The sequence below is a fragment of the Ruegeria sp. C8 genome, assembly GCF_056537565.1.
Window position 1 is genome coordinate 64,544 of sequence record NZ_JBQFRV010000004.1, and the last position, 18,566, is coordinate 83,109.

The 18,566-nt window shown below is 57.9% G+C and carries 21 protein-coding genes; 10 read left to right on the forward strand and 11 right to left on the reverse strand.

Features of this window, described 5'->3' with window-relative positions; genetic code table 11:
- On the reverse strand, nt 1-558 hold the full coding sequence (locus ACR0KL_RS07225) for a 5-formyltetrahydrofolate cyclo-ligase (protein WP_480776829.1): 558 nt from the start codon (nt 556-558) through the stop codon (nt 1-3).
- Nucleotides 555-1,946, reverse strand: a complete 1,392-nt coding sequence (gene mgtE / locus ACR0KL_RS07230) for a magnesium transporter (RefSeq protein ID WP_170677171.1) — start codon at nt 1,944-1,946, stop codon at nt 555-557. The genes ACR0KL_RS07225 and mgtE overlap by 4 nt, the downstream gene beginning before the upstream one ends.
- Nucleotides 1,947-2,089: 143 nt before the next feature.
- Here mgtE and guaD point away from each other — a divergent pair, with 143 nt between their 5' ends.
- Nucleotides 2,090-3,379, forward strand: a complete 1,290-nt coding sequence (gene guaD, locus ACR0KL_RS07235) for a guanine deaminase (RefSeq protein WP_170677169.1) — start codon at nt 2,090-2,092, stop codon at nt 3,377-3,379.
- Nucleotides 3,380-3,440: 61 nt separating this feature from the next.
- On the opposite strand, the gene ACR0KL_RS07240 is transcribed toward guaD, so the two are convergent.
- The 3 genes from ACR0KL_RS07240 to ACR0KL_RS07250 form a co-directional block, all read right to left on the reverse strand.
- Nucleotides 3,441-4,778, reverse strand: a complete 1,338-nt coding sequence (locus tag ACR0KL_RS07240; RefSeq protein ID WP_170677167.1) for an 8-oxoguanine deaminase — start codon at nt 4,776-4,778, stop codon at nt 3,441-3,443.
- 114 nt (nt 4,779-4,892) lie between these two features.
- The gene (gene hisN / locus ACR0KL_RS07245; protein ID WP_170677165.1) at nt 4,893-5,684 is read right to left on the reverse strand and encodes a histidinol-phosphatase; all 792 of its coding nucleotides are present in this window, start codon (nt 5,682-5,684) and stop codon (nt 4,893-4,895) included.
- 45 nt (nt 5,685-5,729) lie between these two features.
- On the reverse strand, nt 5,730-6,101 hold the full coding sequence (locus ACR0KL_RS07250; protein ID WP_170377978.1) for a helix-turn-helix domain-containing protein: 372 nt from the start codon (nt 6,099-6,101) through the stop codon (nt 5,730-5,732).
- Nucleotides 6,102-6,427: 326 nt separating this feature from the next.
- On the opposite strand from ACR0KL_RS07250, the gene ACR0KL_RS07255 reads away from it, so the two are divergent.
- The gene (locus ACR0KL_RS07255; RefSeq protein WP_170677163.1) at nt 6,428-7,384 is read left to right on the forward strand and encodes an NADPH:quinone oxidoreductase family protein; all 957 of its coding nucleotides are present in this window, start codon (nt 6,428-6,430) and stop codon (nt 7,382-7,384) included.
- Here ACR0KL_RS07255 and ACR0KL_RS07260 read toward each other — a convergent pair.
- On the reverse strand, nt 7,381-8,262 hold the full coding sequence (locus tag ACR0KL_RS07260) for a LysR family transcriptional regulator (RefSeq protein ID WP_170677161.1): 882 nt from the start codon (nt 8,260-8,262) through the stop codon (nt 7,381-7,383). The genes ACR0KL_RS07255 and ACR0KL_RS07260 overlap by 4 nt on opposite strands.
- A 123-nt stretch (nt 8,263-8,385) precedes the next feature.
- Between ACR0KL_RS07260 and ACR0KL_RS07265 the strand changes: the two genes are divergently transcribed.
- Nucleotides 8,386-8,601 (forward strand): YjiS-like domain-containing protein, encoded by a 216-nt coding sequence (locus ACR0KL_RS07265; RefSeq protein ID WP_170377972.1) that lies wholly within the window; start codon nt 8,386-8,388, stop codon nt 8,599-8,601.
- Nucleotides 8,602-8,779: 178 nt separating this feature from the next.
- Complete coding sequence (locus tag ACR0KL_RS07270; protein ID WP_170665617.1) at nt 8,780-9,556, forward strand: Bax inhibitor-1/YccA family protein; 777 nt, start codon at nt 8,780-8,782, stop codon at nt 9,554-9,556.
- Nucleotides 9,557-9,669: 113 nt separating this feature from the next.
- On the opposite strand, the gene ACR0KL_RS07275 is transcribed toward ACR0KL_RS07270, so the two are convergent.
- A complete protein-coding gene (locus tag ACR0KL_RS07275; protein WP_170377967.1) occupies nt 9,670-9,849 on the reverse strand; it encodes a CTP synthetase in 180 nt (59 codons plus the stop codon).
- Nucleotides 9,850-10,382: 533 nt separating this feature from the next.
- Between ACR0KL_RS07275 and ACR0KL_RS07280 the strand changes: the two genes are divergently transcribed.
- A complete protein-coding gene (locus ACR0KL_RS07280) occupies nt 10,383-10,775 on the forward strand; it encodes a hypothetical protein (protein WP_170677159.1) in 393 nt (130 codons plus the stop codon).
- A 223-nt stretch (nt 10,776-10,998) separates the two neighbouring features.
- Here ACR0KL_RS07280 and lepA read toward each other — a convergent pair whose 3' ends face one another.
- Entirely contained in the window at nt 10,999-12,798 is a 1,800-nt protein-coding gene (lepA, locus tag ACR0KL_RS07285; protein ID WP_170377963.1) for a translation elongation factor 4, read from the reverse strand.
- 162 nt (nt 12,799-12,960) lie between these two features.
- On the opposite strand from lepA, the gene ACR0KL_RS07290 reads away from it, so the two are divergent.
- From ACR0KL_RS07290 to ACR0KL_RS07300, 3 genes are all read left to right on the forward strand, one after another.
- On the forward strand, nt 12,961-14,061 hold the full coding sequence (locus tag ACR0KL_RS07290; protein ID WP_170677155.1) for a Hint domain-containing protein: 1,101 nt from the start codon (nt 12,961-12,963) through the stop codon (nt 14,059-14,061).
- 2 nt (nt 14,062-14,063) lie between these two features.
- The gene (locus ACR0KL_RS07295; protein ID WP_170660004.1) at nt 14,064-14,372 is read left to right on the forward strand and encodes a hypothetical protein; all 309 of its coding nucleotides are present in this window, start codon (nt 14,064-14,066) and stop codon (nt 14,370-14,372) included.
- A 66-nt stretch (nt 14,373-14,438) separates the two neighbouring features.
- On the forward strand, nt 14,439-15,392 hold the full coding sequence (locus ACR0KL_RS07300) for a LysR family transcriptional regulator (protein WP_170554570.1): 954 nt from the start codon (nt 14,439-14,441) through the stop codon (nt 15,390-15,392).
- On the opposite strand, the gene ACR0KL_RS07305 is transcribed toward ACR0KL_RS07300, so the two are convergent.
- Nucleotides 15,389-15,832, reverse strand: a complete 444-nt coding sequence (locus ACR0KL_RS07305) for a low molecular weight protein-tyrosine-phosphatase (protein ID WP_170377955.1) — start codon at nt 15,830-15,832, stop codon at nt 15,389-15,391. The two genes, ACR0KL_RS07300 and ACR0KL_RS07305, sit on opposite strands and share 4 nt — an antisense overlap.
- 28 nt (nt 15,833-15,860) lie before the next feature.
- Between ACR0KL_RS07305 and ACR0KL_RS07310 the strand changes: the two genes are divergently transcribed.
- Entirely contained in the window at nt 15,861-16,553 is a 693-nt protein-coding gene (locus ACR0KL_RS07310) for an NAD-dependent deacylase (RefSeq protein WP_170766534.1), read from the forward strand.
- Nucleotides 16,554-16,616: 63 nt separating this feature from the next.
- A complete protein-coding gene (locus ACR0KL_RS07315) occupies nt 16,617-17,225 on the forward strand; it encodes a DUF308 domain-containing protein (protein WP_170554574.1) in 609 nt (202 codons plus the stop codon).
- Nucleotides 17,226-17,322: 97 nt separating this feature from the next.
- Here ACR0KL_RS07315 and ACR0KL_RS07320 read toward each other — a convergent pair whose 3' ends face one another.
- Both ACR0KL_RS07320 and ACR0KL_RS07325 read right to left on the reverse strand, forming a co-directional pair.
- A complete protein-coding gene (locus ACR0KL_RS07320) occupies nt 17,323-17,805 on the reverse strand; it encodes a copper chaperone PCu(A)C (protein ID WP_170766085.1) in 483 nt (160 codons plus the stop codon).
- A gap of 45 nt (nt 17,806-17,850) precedes the next feature.
- Nucleotides 17,851-18,189, reverse strand: coding sequence for a hypothetical protein (locus tag ACR0KL_RS07325; RefSeq protein WP_475220293.1), 339 nt, complete (start codon nt 18,187-18,189; stop codon nt 17,851-17,853).
- Nucleotides 18,190-18,566 lie beyond the last annotated feature (377 nt).

Here is an 18,566-nt window from a genome sequence, read left to right on the forward strand (position 1 = left end):
CTAGAACGTCAGAACACGGCTTTCCGTGACAACCATATCCAGCGGCTGATCGGTGGTTTCCAACGGCAGCCCTTCGGCCTCTTGCACATCGAAGGCAAAGCCGATCGCCAGGGTTGGGCGTTTGGTGCGTAGCCCTTCCAAGGTGCGGTCGTAGAACCCGCCGCCGTAGCCCAGACGGCCGCCCTTGGCGTCAAAAGCCACCAGAGGAACAATCAGGATTTCGGGGTCGAAGTAGTCATCGATCTGGGGCACTTTCGCCCCGAACGGTCCGTCCTTCAAAGCGCCCTCAGGCGTCCAACGCGAGAATTTCAGCGGCTGCCCCGCGGCCTGAATCACCGGCACACCAACGGGACCGTAGGCTGTGGCCTCAGCCATTGCAGGCAGCGGGTCGATCTCTGTCCGGATTGGCATGTAGCCCGACATGGGCACGCCTCGGTGGCCTGCCAGTATCTCGGACAAACGGCCCGCAGCGCCCGGCAAAGAGGCATCAAACGCCGCTTTGCGACGGGCAAACGCAGCTTTGCGTGCCATCGCCTTGATTTCAGTCAGATCGGTCACAGAAGCACCACGCTGGCAAGTCCCAAGAAGATGAAGAAGCCCATGACATCCGTTGTGGTTGTCACAAACGTCCCCGATGCCAGCGCTGGGTCAATGCCCATTCGGTCCAGCAAGACCGGTACTACCGTACCTGCAAAGCCCGCGATGATCATGTTCACGACCAAAGCAGACCCGATCACGACCCCAAGCAGCGGCGAATCGAACCAAAGCATCCCAACCGTGCCCAGAACGATTGCAAAACACAGGCCGTTCAGCATGCCGACCAACAGCTCTCGTCGGATCACGCGCATGACGTTCGAGGCGGTCAGGTCGCGCGTGGCCAATGCCCGCACTGCAACCGTCAGCGATTGTGTCCCCGCATTGCCCCCCATCGAGGCGACAATCGGCATCAGGATCGCCAGCGCCACCAGCTGATCAATCGCAGCCTCGAATTGTGAAATCACCAGAGAGGCGCAGATCGCCGTACACAGATTCACGGCAAGCCACGGCAAACGCCGACGGCTGGTCGCTGCGACACTGTCCGAGATCGAGCTTTCGTCGCTAACCCCCGCCAGGCGCAGAATGTCTTCCTCATGTTCTTCATCAAGCACCACCATGGCGTCATCGATGGTGATGACACCAACTAGGCGGCCATCCGCGTCGACCACGGGGGCCGAGATCAGGTGGTACTGGTTGAAAGCATAGGCCACATCCTCTTCGTCCTGATCGACGGGGATGATGTGGAATTCCTCTTCCGCCAGGTCTTTCAGCGGCACCTCGCGCCGCGCGGCCATCAGCTTGCCCAAGGTGATCTGCGCGACAGGCTTCAGGCGCGGATCAACCAGCACAACATGATAGAATTGTTCCGGCAGGTCATCATTGGCGCGCATGAAATCAATGGCCTGCCCCACCGTCCAATGCTCGGGCGCCATGACAACTTCGCGCTGCATCAATCGACCGGCCGAGTTTTCAGGATACGAGAGCGCCTGTTCTGCCGCGACCCGCTCGGAATCCTCGAGCGCGTCCAAGATCGTCTCCTGTTGCGGCTCTTCCAGATCCTCCAGCAGGTCAACGACATCGTCGCTTTCCATGTCCCGCACGGCTTCGGCCAGAACGTCGGGATTCAGAACGCTGATAACCTCTTCCCGGACAGCCTCATCCAGTTCCGACAGGATGTCGCCGTCGAATTCTTTGTCATAGAGACGGATCAGGCGGGCGCGGTCATAGGGATTGATCTGCTCAAGAAGGTCGGCGATGTCGGCGGCGTGCAACGGCTCCAACAACGCGACCAGCTTGTCGCGATCATCCACGTCCACGGCAAACAGGATCGCCGCAACGGTACGGCGGTCCAGCGCGTATACGTCTTCGTCGGCAGAGTCTGTTACGGGATCATCAATGCTTGTGGTCATGTGCTGCTCCCGTTCTTAGTCATGCCATTGGCCCCTAATTAGAAGAAGCAGCTACCGGAAAACAATGACAATGCGCCGATTTACCCTCATCTTTCGCACGCATATGCTGATGAACGGGCTCAAACAGCTAAGGAACAAGGCGAATGGCGCAAAAGACGCTTTTAAAAGGGCGCGTTCTGAGTTTTGACGGCTCCCCTTTTGAGGGAGAGCCAACGGATTGCTCCAAACTCGACGAAGCGGTCGTGATCGAGGATGGGCGCGTTCAGGCCGTTGGTGCGCTGGATCGCTTGCGTGCCGCGCATCCGGATGCCGAGGTTACGGACTACGGCTCTCACCTGATCATGGCCGGGTTCGTCGACCCGCATGTGCATTTCCCTCAGACCGCCATGATCGCGAGCTGGGGCAAGCGGCTGATCGACTGGCTGAACACCTATACCTTCCCCGAAGAGATGAAGTTCGGCGATATCGACTACGCCACCGAGATCGCCAACCGGTACCTCGACCTAACCACCGCACATGGAACGACGACCATGTGCAGTTTCTGCACGATCCATCCCGAAAGCGTCGATGCCTTTTTCTCGGTCGCCCAACAGCGCGGTCAGCGGGTTGTCGCAGGCAAGACCTGCATGGACCGCAACGCGCCGGAAGGGCTGCGGGATACGGCGCAATTGGCCTATGATCAGTCTCAAGCCCTGTTGGAGAAATGGCACGGCGTGGATCGTCTGTCTTATGCGATCACGCCACGGTTCTCGCCCACCTCTACGCCCGAACAGCTTGAGGCTTTGGGCGCGCTTTGGGCAGAGCATCCGCATTGCCTGATGCAAACCCATCTGAGCGAGCAAACCGATGAGATCGAATGGGTCCGGTCCCTGTTCCCGGACGCGCGCGACTATCTGGACACCTATGAGAAGTTCGGCCTGCTGGGACAGAACGGCCTCTATGGTCACGTCATTCATCTGGAGGATCGTGAGCGGGATCGGCTACGCGAGGTGGACGCTGGTTTGGTGCATTGCCCGACCTCGAACACTTTCATTGGATCGGGCCTGTTCGACATGAACGGGCTGATCAGGGACGGCCACCGCGTTGGCCTGGCCACTGATACCGGTGGCGGGTCCAGCTTTTCGATGCTGCGCACCATGGCCGCTGCTTATGAGATCGGCCAGCTGCGCGGTCGCCCTTTGCACCCGGCGCAATTGCTTTGGCTGGGTACAGTCGGGTCGGCTCGAACGCTGCGAATGGATGACTGCATTGGGAATGTCGCCCCGGGGATGGAGGCCGATCTGGTGGTGATCGACCTAGCCTCGACCCCAGCCATCGCCCAGCGCGAGGCCCATGCCGATGAACTGTGGGAGGCCGTGTTCCCCACCATCATGATAGGCGACGACCGCGCTATTGCTGATGTCTGGATCGGAGGGGCGCAGGTCGCCCGTTGAATGCGCCTTCGGCACATGCCTCCGGCGGGGATATTTTTAGCCAGATGAAGGGCGGATTCCGCTATTGGGCAAGTGCGCGGGCCAGACGGTTTTGGGTTTCGATGGTGCGCGGCAGGTCAATCGTCGTGATCTGACCGTAGCGCACGATCTGGCGGCCTTCAACGAACAGATGTTTGACCTGCATTGGACCCGCCAGAAGCAATGCCGCCGGGTCCCAGCTGCCCGCGCTTTCGAGGCTTGTGCGGGTATCCCAGACGGCAATATCGGCCCGTTTACCCGGCATCAGTCGGCCGCAATCGGACCGGCCTAGCACGTCGGCTCCACCCCGTGTTGCGATCTCAAGCGCTTCGCGGGCAGACATTGCGTCTGCGCCATTCACCACGCGTTGCAGCAACATAGCTTGCCGCGCCTCGAGCATCAGGTTGCCGTTGTCATTGCTAGCCGACCCGTCCGCGCCCAGCCCCACCTTCACGCCCTGATCTCTCATGGTTCTTACTGGCGCTATGCCAGACCCGAGGCGACAGTTCGAGCAGGGGCAATGGGCCACGCCCGTTCCTGTTCTTGCGAACAGGTCGATCTCGACCCCATCCAGTTTGACGCAATGGGCATGCCAGACATCTGCGCCGGTCCAGCCCAGCTCCTCGGCATATTGGCCCGGGCGGCAGCCGAATTGGGTTTCGGAATAGGCGATATCTTCATCATTCTCGGCCAGATGGGTATGCAGCATCACCCCCTTGTCGCGCGCCAGCAGTGCGGTATCCCGCATCAGGTCGCGGCTGACGGAAAAGGGCGAACAAGGAGCCAGACCCACCCGGCACATCGACCCCTCGGAAGGATCATGGAAGGCATCCACCACGCGGATCATGTCGTTGAGAATGTCCTGTTCTCGCTCGACAAGACTGTCGGGTGGTAGGCCTCCGCCACTTTCGCCGATACTCATCGCGCCTCGCGTGGGATGAAAGCGCATCCCTAATTCCGAGGCGGCGGCAATCGTGTCTTCAAGCCGCGCTCCGTTCGGGTAAAGGTACAAGTGGTCAGAACTGAGAGTGCAGCCCGACAAGGCCAGTTCGGCCAGCCCGATCTGCGCCGAAGTGAACATCTCGTCCGGTCCGAACCGCGCCCAGATCGGGTAGAGCGTCTGCAGCCAGCCGAACAGCAAAGCGTCCTGCCCGCCCGGAACCGCCCGAGTCAGCGTTTGGTAGAGGTGATGATGCGTATTCACTAGCCCGGGTGTGATGACGCAGCCCGAGGCATCGTGGACCTCTCCGTTTGTCGTCAGACCCTGGCCGATTTCGGCGATCTGGCCGCCCCGGATCAGGATATCCGCGCCGTGCAGTTCATGGCGATCATCATCCATTGTCAGGATGGTGTCGGCATTTTTGATCAGTATTTCGGGCATTTCACGCTCCTGCTTCTGCCCGTTTCAAGCAAGGAGTGCATCAGCCAGCGGAAAACGGGCGCAAGAACCGACTCAGTCCAGTTTACTAACACGCGACCATTGCGGCAATGACATTCAATAGCTACGCAGGATTTCCAACGCCGCGGCGTGAATTTCAGCGTTGGCGGCTGCCAATGCCCTTCCGCCATTGTGGGCCGGGCCACCCTGCCAATCGGTGACGATACCGCCTGCGGCTTCAATCACTGCAATCGGCGCCTGAATGTCATAGGCGTTCAACCCGGCTTCGATCACCAGATCTGCCTGACCGGCAGAAAGCAGAGCATAGGCATAGCAGTCCATGCCATAGCGAGTCAGCTGAACTTGCTCAGCTACGGCTTGAAAACCCTCACGATCCTCTGACGTGCCAACCTCGGGGAAGGTCGTGAACAGTGTCGCCTGCTCCAACACCTTTGTGCCACGCGTTTTCAACGCAGTTGTGCCCAAAGGCCCAGTCAGTTGAGCTATGTCTGATCCGCCCACAAAACGCTCACCGATATAAGGCTGATCCACAATGCCCATGATCGGACCATCTTTAGTGGACAGAGCGATCAGCACGCCCCAGGTCGGTGTACCGCTGACGAACCCTCGAGTGCCGTCGATCGGATCAAGCACCCAGGTTCGGCCCGAAGTGCCCTCAACCTGCCCGAATTCTTCACCAAGAATGCCATCTTCTGGCCGACGCTGTGCCAGAACCGCCCGCATGGCTTGTTCCGCCGCGCGATCAGCCACAGTGACGGGGTCATACCCGCCAGCCAGCTTGTTATCGGTTTCCAGATTGGTCTGTCTGAAATACGGAAGAATGGCTGCGCGCGCGGCGTCAGCCATTTCTTCGGCAACTTCAAGGTCGGTCAGGTCGGTCTGGCTCATGCAGCACAGGTGCTGCGAACACAGGCCGGTGTCAAGCCGTGGTGATCAGGCAACGTCGCTAAGAACACGTGCCAGTTCAAACAGACGGCGACGCTGGTTTTCCGGAATCGCGTAGTAAGAGCGCACCAGATCCAAGGCTTCCTTGTCACCCATCAGGTCAGCAGGAAGCGCGCTCTTGTCGGATTTCTCTTTTTGGCCTTCTTCAAGACCTTCAAAGAAAAAGCTGACCGGTACGTCCAGCGCATCGGCAATGTCCCACAGACGGGAGGCACTGATTCGGTTCGCCCCGGTTTCGTATTTCTGGATTTGCTGAAACTTGATACCAACTTGCTGCGCCAACTGCTGTTGGGTCATGCCAATCAGCCAGCGGCGATGTCGGACACGCTTGCCCACATGGACATCGACGTGATGAGTCATTGGTATTCTCCTCTACTACACACACATCTGTTGCGGGACTTCGCGCAGTTCACATAAACAGAAGTTAGAGAAGTCCCCATAAGCATCCCCCAACCAGACATGTGCGATCCCCCGATACAGCACTGCCGTACAATATTGCCGCTTTTGACTTTTTTTTCAAGTTGGTTGAATTGGAATCTATGTACATTGGTTTATGGTTGTGTATCTCTGGGATTTTGGCGGCGCGGCCTGACCAAACTGCCTTCGTTAGCGCGCTCAATCAGCTGAACGCATTGACAATTTCGCTCTTACTGCGGCCTATTCCCTGAAAACCGAGATGGACCATCATGCTTGCATATCGCATTGAATCCAAAGGCGCCGACGCGCGAATTGTCGAAGTACCCACGCCGACACCTGCCGAGGGACAGGTCAGAATCGCCATCAAAGCATGCGGCCTGAATTTCGCTGATTTGCTGATGCAGAAGGGCACGTATCAGGATACGCCTAACCCTCCGTTCACTTTAGGCATGGAAATCGCCGGCGTTGTCGAAGAATTGGGGCCAGAAGTCTCAGGTTTGAAGGTTGGAGACCGTGTCGCCGTGTACTCGGGCCAGGACGGGTTGGCTGAGTACGGCGTGTTCGACGCGGATCGGGCCATCCCCATGCCGGATGAGACCAGTTTTGAAGAGGCTGCCGCCATTCAGATCGCCTATGGGACCAGTCACCTTGCCCTGGACCATCGCGCCCAGTTGCAGCCGGGTGAAACCCTGCTTGTGACCGGAGCAGCCGGTGGCGTCGGGCTAACCGCAGTGGAGATCGGCAAACTGATGGGGGCAACCGTCATCGCCCAGGCGCGCGACGCTGAAAAGCTGGCAGTTGCACAGGCTGCCGGGGCAGATCACTTGATCGACGCCTCTGAAGACCTGCGCGCCCGCGTCAAAGAATTGGGAGGCGCCGATGTAGTCTATGACGCGATTGGCGGCGACGTGTTCAAAGCCGCCTTCCGCGCCACCAACCCCGAAGGTCGTCTGCTGCCAATCGGCTTTGCTGGTGGCGAAGTCCCTCAAATCCCGGCCAACCACCTGTTGGTCAAGAACCTGACGGTAATCGGCTTCTATATCGGCGGCTACCTCAGGTTCCGCCCCGATATCGTGCGCAACAGTTTTCAGACGTTGTTCCAGTGGCATGCCGAAGGGAAGATCACGCCTCATATCCGCCACACCCTGCCGTTGAACGAAGTCGAACACGGCCTCCGCCTGTTGAAAGAGCGCAAATCCACCGGCAAGATCGTTATTACGCCCTAGCCCACCACGGCCCGAAGGGGCGTGCTACCCAGCATGCGGAAATTCTGGCGCACCAGTTGCGCCAACGCCTCGATGATTGCATCGCGCCCCGGCTCTCCTCCGTAGAGGTTGATCATATGCGCGGGCAGCTCGGGCAAAACACCACCCGAGTCGATCTGTTCAAGGTGTGCAGCCTCGGTGCCATCTAGCATTGCGTGAATCGCAAGATCAGCGCTGACCGTGGCTTCGATGGTGCGGTCATTCTCGGTTTCGACGGAAAGCTCCCACGGGATACCCGCGGCATCCAGCGCCGCGATAACCTGCGGACGGAACATGCAGCGCCGCCCCAGCGCAATCGGCACCGGATTCTTGCGCCAAGCCGACCCACCCGGTGCCCCGATCCAGCGCAGCGGAAGCTCGGCAATGGTCTCAGACCCGTCTGATGAGGAAGGCTCGGTCGTCAGGATCAGGTCACATTCCCCGCGTTTGAACATATCCTTAAGCTGCAACGAATAGGACGAGATCAACTGCACGCGCACACGCGGGAAATCGGCGTTGAACCGCTGAAGAACACGCGGAATCGCCGGGTAGACAATGTCATGAGGGACACCCAGAACCACCTCGCCCTCAAAGGCCTGATCCGTGAGTTTTGAGATCACCTCATCATTTAAAGCGATCATCCGGCGGGCATAAGCCAGCAACTGCTCGCCCGAGGCGGTCAGCGCGATGGTCCGCCCGCTGCGATCCAGAAGCTCCAGATCCAAAAGCTCTTCCAGGCGTTTCAACTGCATGGAGACGGCTGATTGCGTCAGATGCAGAAACCCCGCCGCGCGTGTGACGCCACCCTGATCGGCCACGGCCACAAAGGATCGCAATGTGGTGATGTCCAGATTTCTCATGTTCACGAATCCTTATGCATCCAATCAAAAATATTCGTTTTTAAAATGTGTACCAACTCGCCATATAAATCAAGGAAGTTGATGAGACCGATTTAAACCATCTGAAAAACGAAAGGACAGACCATGAACTCGATCGCCCTGAACCGCCCTTGCCCTCAACACAAACAATCCCTGTTTGCGCGTATACGGTCCGTCCTGTCCGTACGACGTCAACGCCAACAACTGGCTCGGCTGGATGCCCGCGCCCTGAACGACATCGGCATCACCCGTGCCCAGGCCGACGCCGAGGCCCGCCGTCCCATCTGGGATGCCCCGCAGTTCTGGAAAAGCTGCCTTTAAAACTCATGTTTTTTCAGCGATAGGCGATCTGCGGCAGCAGGTCGCCGTTTTTGTTGCGTATTTTAGGCGGAAATACTGCAGAAACTCTTGAAACACAGCCTGCAGTTGCCGATATTCAGCAGGAAAGTGGCCAATACTTACGGGCCGCACGCAGATACGTTTAGGGAGACCTTTGTAAATGGCACAATTCGATACGATTCGGACGGCCGCAGGCGCACGCGCCGCCGAGATTGATGAGGGCCTTCGCGCCCATATGAACAAAGTCTACGGCACGATGTCCGTGGGCATGTTCATCACCTTCCTCGCAGCCTGGGCGATCTCGGGTCTGTCGATCACCACCGATCCGTCGGCTGCTGTCGCGCAGCTGAACGCGACCACCTACCTGACCGCGCTGGGTCATTCGATCTATGTCTCGCCGCTGAAATGGGTGATCATGTTCGCACCGTTGGCCTTTGTGTTCGGCTTCAGCGCCATGATCAACCGCATGTCGGCTGCGGCTGCACAGCTGGTGTTCTACTCGTTCGCCGCCGTGATGGGCCTGTCGATCAGCTGGATTTTCATCGCCTTCACCGGCCAGTCGATCATTCAGGTCTTCCTGATTACCTCGATCGCCTTCGCGGGTCTGTCGCTCTACGGCTATACGACCAAGAAAGACCTGTCGGGCATGGGCACCTTCCTGATCATGGGCGTTATCGGCCTGATCGTCGCGATGGTGGTCAACATCTTCCTGGCCTCGTCGGCAATGGCCTTCGCGATCTCGGTCATCGGCGTTCTGATCTTCGCCGGACTGACCGCCTATGACACGCAGCAGATCAAGAACACCTACCTGCAGATGGCACATGCCGGTGATCAGGAATGGCTGGGCAAAGCCGCCATCATGGGCGCGCTGAGCCTGTACCTGGACTTCATCAACATGTTCATGTTCCTGCTGCAACTGCTGGGGAACCGAGAGTAAACCTCTCCCCCACTGCAGAAACCATTCAAACCTGCCAGGACGCGATCTTGGCAGGTTTTTTCTTTCCGGAATATGCGTGACGGCAACGGCTGTTAACAGGCGAAGTCCGAGCGTCACCCCTCCAGCTTGCGCGCCACCAGATATGAGGCCGGAAAGGCCGCCACAAACCCCACCGCTGCCGCCAGCACGATTGGCAGGACCGCGGTGTATCCCATCACCAGAACAGCAATAACCGCTGTGCCTGCAAGGGTAGAGCCAAGGAAGATATGAACGATCAACATCAGGGGGAGCATTGCGACCTCATTCAAGTATTTACCTGTTCGCGAACACTAGCGCTTTGATCGAATTCGATCCTTGATCTGGGTCAGAGGTTTGGGGGTTGCAGATCACTTGCGACGAGCGGCGGGATGCGTTCGAGGAAACGCGCGGAGCGGCTGAATGGAGGAGGAAATAGCCGCGAACGGGCGGAGACCCTGAGCGCTCAAGCGTTCGCAACGGTTGCTCACCAGAGACGAGGGCAGCGCCGACCCGAGGGGTGGCGCAAACGCGCCGCCCCATGGGGGCGGGTCGGCGCGGCCCGGCGGTGCCGCCGGGCGGGTGGGTCAGGGCGATATCTCAACTCAATTTCAGATTCGCTCCGACCCCTCATTATTAACGCTAAATCTCAATCATTGACGCATTATTATCGCTACCAATTATCGCTATAAACTACTATCGTTATTTTTTAACGATCATATTTACAATACTATCCCTATATAACATCATAACGATAAAATAGCCCTATTTAGCAGCTTGACTGACCCGACCTACAGGATATCGTTGAGCTATGGACCAATTCACTCAAGCAACAGCAAGACTAGCAAACGCTCAAAGGAAGATGAAAGAAGCCTTTGAAGAGGTTCGGGAGGCAACCCATGAGTACCTAAAACTCGTAGAGCAGAAGGAACACGAGCAATGGAGAGAGATCTCGAAAGTCGCCGACGGAAAATCTCGTCGCCCCAAGGGGGAGATAGAAAACCTGATTTCCTCGATATTTCTGAAATCTCACCCGGGTCAATTGACCTTCCCGGAAATTTACGAGGCAGTCCGCCAGATGACCATTACGGCACCAAGCGGCTCCACGGTCAGGCAGACTCTTTACAGGATGCAGAAGAAGAATCTTCTCGAGTGCTATTCAGGTCGATGGTCCCGGGGAATAAACCTTCGGAAAGAACCGTAGCCGAACGCTGGAAGTTTTGGGGACTCGTTTTGGTTGGCTTGATGGCATTTACAGTCGCAGTAGGCGGTAGCGTCAAGTTTTCGTTAAAGCACGAAGACACGCAATTTGACTTCGAAGTCAATCGAAGTCTGAAAACAGACAACTAATCAATCGAACTAACCGTATGGGTACGCAGTTGGCTGCGCCAACCGCTTTCGCCAACCGCAGTACGAATGGCCAGCTTTTAACTATCCATCTTCAACGCAGATATAAACGCCTCCTGCGGGATATCCACCTTCCCGAATTGACGCATCTTCTTTTTCCCCGCCTTCTGCTTGTCCAGCAGTTTGCGTTTCCGCGTGGCGTCGCCTCCGTAGCATTTGGCGGTCACGTCTTTGCGCAGGGCCGAGAGGGTCTCTCGGGCGATTACCTTACCTCCGATGGCGGCCTGGATCGGGATTTTGAACATGTGGCGCGGGATCAGGTCTTTGAGCTTTTCGCACATCGCCCGGCCCCGCATCTCGGCCCGGTCGCGGTGAACCATGGTCGACAGCGCATCGACCGGCTCGTCATTCACCAGCACCGACATCTTGACCAGATTGTCCTCGGTATAGCCGGTCATCTGGTAGTCGAACGAGGCATAACCCTTGGTCACCGATTTCAAGCGGTCGTAGAAATCAAAGACGACCTCGTTCAGCGGCAGGTCATAGACGACCATCGCGCGGGTGCCTGCATAGGTCAGGTCCAGCTGGATACCGCGGCGGTCCTGGCAGAGTTTCAGCACATCGCCCAGGTATTCGTCAGGCACCAGAATGGTCGCCTTGATGCGCGGCTCCTCGATATGGTCGACCTTGGACGGGTCGGGCATGTCGGCGGGGTTGTGCAGCTCGATCATCTCGCCGTCTTTCATGTAGACGTGGTAGATCACCGACGGGGCGGTTGTGATGAGCTCGATATCATATTCGCGTTCGATGCGGTCGCGGATGACCTCAAGGTGCAACAGCCCGAGGAAGCCGCAACGGAAGCCAAAGCCCAGCGCTGCCGAGGTTTCCATTTCGAACGAGAACGAGGCGTCGTTTAGCGCCAGTTTGTCGATCGCATCCCGCAGGTCTTCGAATTCAGACGAGTCCACGGGGAAGAGGCCGCAGAACACCACTGGCTGCGCGGGCTTGAAGCCGTCCAGAGCGTCTTCGGTGCCGTTGCGGTCATTGGTGATCGTGTCACCCACGCGGGTGTCGCGGACCTGTTTGATGGACGCGGTGAGAAAGCCGATCTCACCGGGGCCGAGGCTGTCGACCATCTCCATCTCGGGCCGGAAGACGCCGACGCGGTCGACATGGTGCAGGGTGTTGTTCGACATGAACTTGACCCGCATCCCCTTTTTCAGCGTGCCGTCCATGATACGGACCAAAACGATGACGCCGAGATAGGCGTCATACCACGAATCCACCAGCATCGCCTTAAGCGGCGCGTCGAGATTGCCCTGCGGTGCGGGCAGTTGTTTCACGATGGCTTCCAGCGTTTCGTGGATGCCCTGCCCCGTCTTGGCGCTGACCTGAATGGCGTCGGTCGCGTCGATGCCGATCACATCCTCGATCTGCTCGGCCACGCGGTCACAGTCGGAGGCCGGCAGGTCGATCTTGTTCAGCACCGGCACGATCTCATGATCGGCGTCGATGGCTTGGTAAACGTTGGCCAGCGTCTGCGCCTCGACCCCTTGGGTCGAGTCCACGACCAGCAGAGAGCCCTCGACCGCGCGCATCGAACGGCTGACCTCATAGGCGAAATCGACGTGGCCGGGCGTGTCGATCAAGTTCAGCACATATTTCTCGCCATCGTCGGCGGTATAGTCGATGCGAACCGTGTTGGCCTTGATGGTAATGCCACGCTCACGCTCGATATCCATGCTGTCGAGCAGCTGTTCCTTCATGTCGCGATCCTTGACCGTTCCGGTCTCTTGGATGAGCCGGTCAGCAAGGGTGGATTTGCCATGGTCGATATGGGCGACGATGGAGAAATTGCGGATATGAGCGAGGTCTGTCATGGATTGGGATATGTCCGGAGTTTGTGGTCTCGTCAAGCGCTGAAGCGTTGCAAAAAAGGCCATCCTCGCAGCTTTCTGACCAGTAGCATTTACCGGATTCTAGCCAATGGGTAGAATGACTAAAGCGACTGATCCGAATAAGAACCAGAAAGCAGCTATCAGGTGGCCGACTATTCTATCTTCGTTTTGGGCGAAAGCCAGTTAACGGTTTCGGTCGCGCAAGGGCTGGACGGCCTCACCCAGGGCACCGGCATCCATCTGATTGGTGAAACAATTACGTTCGACACTCTAGCTGTTACAGAAGTCTTCATCACGGACGCAGGTTCAGACACGAGCTTTGCAGACAATGATGGCAATCAGCGCTTGGATGGCGACCAAACAATTGATGGGACCCTGTTTTCCAGTGGTACGCGGGTTGAGGCCGAATATGGCATTACCCTGACGGATGGAACCAATACCTACCAGGCTGTTGCCTTCAATGTGAATAACTCCTCCCCCGCCTTTGGTACAGTTGAAGGGATAGCATTCATCGGCGGCCCGGGCGAGTTTCCTCCGTCAGGTATCCCACTGACCGTCGTCAGCACGCAAGAGGGTCCGAGCTTTGAATCCTCAGATTATGTGAGCCCCATCTGCTATTGCCGCGGAACACTTATAGAGACCCCAGAGGGTGATATCCCGATTGAGAAGCTTCAGGTGGGCGACGTGGTCTGGACGAAAGATGACGGGCACCTGCCAATCACTTGGGTCGGATCACAAGATGTCATCGCGAGCGGCAGTTTTAGACCTGTCGAAATCCCCCCCGGCCCATTGCAAAATCCAATTGCAATAAGCGTTTCACAGCAACATCGCCTGCTGATCTCGCACCCTGCGGCTGAGCTTATGTTTGGGGCGCCGGACGTTTTTGTTCCTGCAATCAGCCTTGTTGATGTTGGCCTTGCCCGCTTCTCCGATGTACGCGCCGTTTGCTATCATCACATCTTGCTTGATCGACATAGCATCCTAAAAGCCAACGGGATTGAGTCAGAAAGCATGTTTGTTGCGAAAGCACCTCGGGACACAGAGCCAGAAGCTTTGTTTTTTCAGAATATCACCCCCCTAACGGCCGGGCCGATGCAGATCGCGCGAATGCCGCTAAGACGTCGTGAAGCCACGGTTTTGCTTTGTGAAGTCCTATGTATTGATCCCGAATCCACTTTGATTCATACTTCCGCGCAGATTGAGAGGGGCGCAAGATCCCTCCAAGCAGGCAAAAACGAGGCATGAGCATGAAACAGTTCCTCCTAATCGCATTTTGTGCGGCGTCGCTGACGACAGTGGCTCCGGTTGCGGACGCATCGCAGATCAAACGGGCGTGTTTGGCGTCGGATCGTCAGGCTGCGACGCGGGCGCGGTGTTCTTGTATCCAGCGCGTGGCGGATCAGGCGTTGACGCGCAGTGATCAGAAGACCGTCTCGAAATGGTTCACCGACCCCCATCAGGCGCAGCAATTGAAGATGTCTCAGACAGCACGCGATGACGCACTGTGGGATCGGTATCAGAACTTTGGCCAAATGGCGCAAGCGATCTGCAGCTAAGCCTTTCTGAAACCTTGACCTGATGCCCGCTGCGCCCCAGAAAAGGCGCAGCGAAAGGTGTATCTTATGGTGATGAAAGGGCTGACCCTGCGGGGCCTTGAGGTGTTTGAGGCGCTGGCCCGGACAGGATCGGTGGCGCAGGCGGCCGAGATCACGGGGCTCAGCCAGCCCTCGGTTTCTCAGCAATTGCGCAATCTGGAAAAGGCCATCGGCACCGATCTGGTGGACCACGGGCGCAGGCCGATGCGGTTGACGCAGGCTGGGCGCAGCTTTCTCACCCGCGCGCAGGCGGTTCTGTCAGAGCTGCAGATGGCTCAAAGCGAGCTTACCGTGATGGATCTTGGGCACCTCACGACGCTCTCGATCGGGTTAATTGACGATTTCGACAATGACCTGACACCGCGGCTTGCGACACTCCTGGCAGACAGCCTGACGCGCTCGAAATTCAAGCTGATCACCCTGCCCAGCCTTGATCTGTTTTCCGAGCTTGAAGCACAGCGCCTGCATATGGCCGTCTCAGCCCATAGCGGCGAGGTTTTGGAGGGGGTCGTAGAGTACCCTCTGGTGCAGGACCCCTTCATTCTGGTCGCGCCGAGCAGCGTCAGCAATGGAACCGAGGCCATCGAGAAACTGCCTTTCCTGCGATATGCGCGCGAGCAGCTGATCAGCCGACAGATCGAGGCCCATATCGCCCGACAACAGATAGAGTTCGAAGAGCGGTTCGAGATCGGCTCACACCTGGCCCTGATGGCGATGGTGGCGCGGGGCTTGGGCTGGGCGATCACTACACCGCTGGGATATATGCGCGCGGCCCGGTTCCACGAGGACCTGCAGGCCCATCCCTGCCCGCTTGGCGCGTTTTCGCGCACGATATCGCTGTTCACCCGCACCGACTGGTCCGATCAGGTTCCGCAAGAGGTTTCGGGCATGATGCGACGGCTGATGCAAAGCCAGATGATCGATCCAGCCATTGCCAAGCTGCCCTGGCTCAGCGGGCAATTGAAGGTGATGGACAGCTAGCCCTCAAGATGCGTAGCAAGCCCTTCAACTGCGGTTTCGATCAGATCCAGCGCGCCGTCGAAATCCCGCGTGTAGTACGGGTCAGGTACGTGATCCGCGCCGGCATGAGGCGCAAAATCAGTCAATAGACGCACTTGGGTCTGATTGCCGACCGGGCGCAGGGCCTCAATATTCGCGATGTTCTCGGCGTCCATTCCAACAATCAGGTCGAACCGCTCGAAATCCTCAACCACGAATTGCCGGGCCCGCAGATCGTCCAGCTTGATATCCCGCGCTTTTGCCGCGGATTGCATCGGGCCATAAGGCGGCTTGCCGATATGCCAGCCTGCCGTCCCGGCGCTGTCGGTTGCGTGATGGGGCGCACGAGCGCGAAAGGCACCCTCGGCCGCAGGAGACCGACAGATATTGCCCAGGCAAACAAAGAGGATACGATGTGTCATGGGCCAATCTGTAGCGCGTGAGGGGCATATGGAAAAGATCGTCATTCTGACCGGGGCCGGGATTTCCGCCGAAAGTGGCCTCAGCACCTTTCGCGATGAGGGCGGCCTATGGGCGCAACACCGGATCGAGGATGTGGCAACGCCCGAAGGTTTCGCCCGCGACCCCGCCTTGGTTCAGGGGTTCTACAACGCCCGCCGCGTGCAGGCCGCCAAGGTGGAACCCAACGAAGCGCATAAGGCGCTGGCGCGGCTGCAACGGGATTTTCCAGGCGAGGTTGTGATCGTCACACAAAACGTTGACGGGCTGCACGAGGCCGGTGGCGCGCAGGACGTGATCCACATGCACGGGATACTGTCCGGCGCGCTCTGCGCATCCTGTGGCCACCGCTGGACAGCACCGCCTGAGATGGAGGTGGGCGAGCCCTGCCCGGCCTGCGACGCCCCTACCGCACGCCCTGACGTGGTCTGGTTTGGGGAAATGCCCTATCATATGGAAGAGATTTTCGATCACCTCGCCTCCGCCACGATCTTCGCTGCGATCGGCACATCAGGCCAAGTCTATCCGGCGGCGGCTTTTGTTCACGAAGCTCAAGCAGTTGGGGCGCAAACAATCGAGATCAATCTGGAGCCGACGGGCGGAGGCTTCGGAGACCATCTGCTGGGCAAAGCGTCCGAAACTGTGCCAAAATGGGTTGATCGCTTGCTACAGACCCAAACCTAGTGCGAACGATATAGCGGGACGACCCCGCTCTATTTCAACAAGGTTTTTTCAAGAGGCCGTAAAATGACCGACCAAAACCCACAAACCGGCGAGATTCTGGACGGTGACAGCTTGACAGAGCGTGACAGGCTGAGCGCGCAACTCTCAAGCCTGTGGTGGACGTTCCTGATACGTGGGGTACTGGCGGGTGCGGTTGGCATCGCCGCGCTGTTCTGGCCTTCCGGCAGCATCGCGCTGTTGCTACGGCTGGTTGGGGCACTGTTGATCATCGACGGCGGGTTGACTCTGTTGGGGGTTGGTCGTCGCGGGCTGTTGGGCGGGGCGGCCATCGGCGCTGTTCTGATCGGCCTCGTTCTGCTGATATGGCCCGAAGGCACCGTCAAGCTGGCCTTCTTCCTGCTAGGTGCCTGGGCATTGATCATCGGCATCGGCTCGTTGGCCGCTTCGCAACAAATGAATGAGCGCGACCCTCAACGCGGCTCGATGCGCGGGTCAGGGATTGCAGCCCTCATCATTGGACTGGTGCTGATGATATGGCCAGCCGTTGCATTGATCGCACTGGGATGGGCCATCGCCTTTTCAGCACTTGCGATTGCAGCCGTGATGTTCTGGCTGGCCACCCGTCTGCACAACGCCAGCGACCGGGTCGGCATGAAAACCATCAATCGCTAAAGTGCCAACACCAGCCTAGGGACGCAAAAGGCCGGGCTCTGTGCCCGGCCTTACGCATGGATGACGGCCGCAATGCGGCCCGAAGACAGGCATTCACCTAGTTCGAATGCGACCCGTGGTTGTCATGGCCGTGCTTGTCCTGGCGTTCCAGATCAACCGGAATCTCAATCACGACCTCACCTGCTTTTTCAAAAACCAAGGTAAGAGGCAGCATCTCGCCTTGCTCAAACGGGTCCTTCAGCCCCATGAACATCACATGGGCGCCCCCGCGTTTTAGCGCTAAGCTCTCACCCGCTGGAATCACAAAGCCTTCCTCGACATGCACCATCTTGGCCACGCCCGCATCGTCGATCATATGAGTGTGCAGCTCGACCCGAGCCGATACGTCCGAAGTCGCACTGATCAGGCGATCATCGGTATCACTGGTGTTCTGTATCACCATAAAGGCCGCACCCGCCTTGGCTGCCTTACCAGACGACCGAGCGTATGCGTCGTCCACAACGATGATATCGGCGGCAAAGGCTGGAACGGCCAACACACAACCGGCCAGTGTTGCGAACAGAGTGGATTTGAGGGACATCGCGCCTCTCCTATTTCTTTTGGTCTGATTTGTATCGAAAGGGAATCAGACCTTCACCGGAGGGGCCCGCGCCGGTTTCCGCGGCAAAGGCAGCGCGATCAAGTTTTCATCGCGGCTGAGCGGCTGAACACCACGCATCAGCGGCGCATCAGGTACGACCGGAGGATGCGGATGAACTGCCCCAAGCAGAGCCAAAGCATAGTCCGGACAATAGTGCGGAGGCGCTGTCGGCTGCCCCTCCTCATCCATATAGACGACAACGGGTCCTGTGCCCGTACACAGCACCATTTGGCCTACTGCGCGGTCAACTCCGCGCGAAACGGCCAATCCCTGCCCTGTCAGAACAACCAACAGGCACATCACAACTGGAAGGATTCGAGGCACGAAACGTTTCATTCGGCCTGGATATAGGCCGCTGCGCAAACAAGCTTCAAGCGCCAAACCGTCGCGCCCGAAATCGCTTCAGTATTCCAGACCGCGCCGCTTTACGGTTCCCTTTGTGAGGCTGGTATGAGACCGGTTAACCCGGCGCTGCATCCGGGAACATGCGGAAATTGTCTTACTTGCCAGCTTACTCAGCAAAAGAAAGAAATAAAAACTCTTAAATGACATTGGACAACACTCGTTGTTGATAAACCAATAATGTCAAAAATAGGGCGGCTTTGTCTGTGAACAAGATCACTCAAGAGGATTTTGTTTCCCGGACGAGCACAACCGTTGCCAATCGTTTCCAAATGAAAAAGCCCCGAACCGGCTAGGTT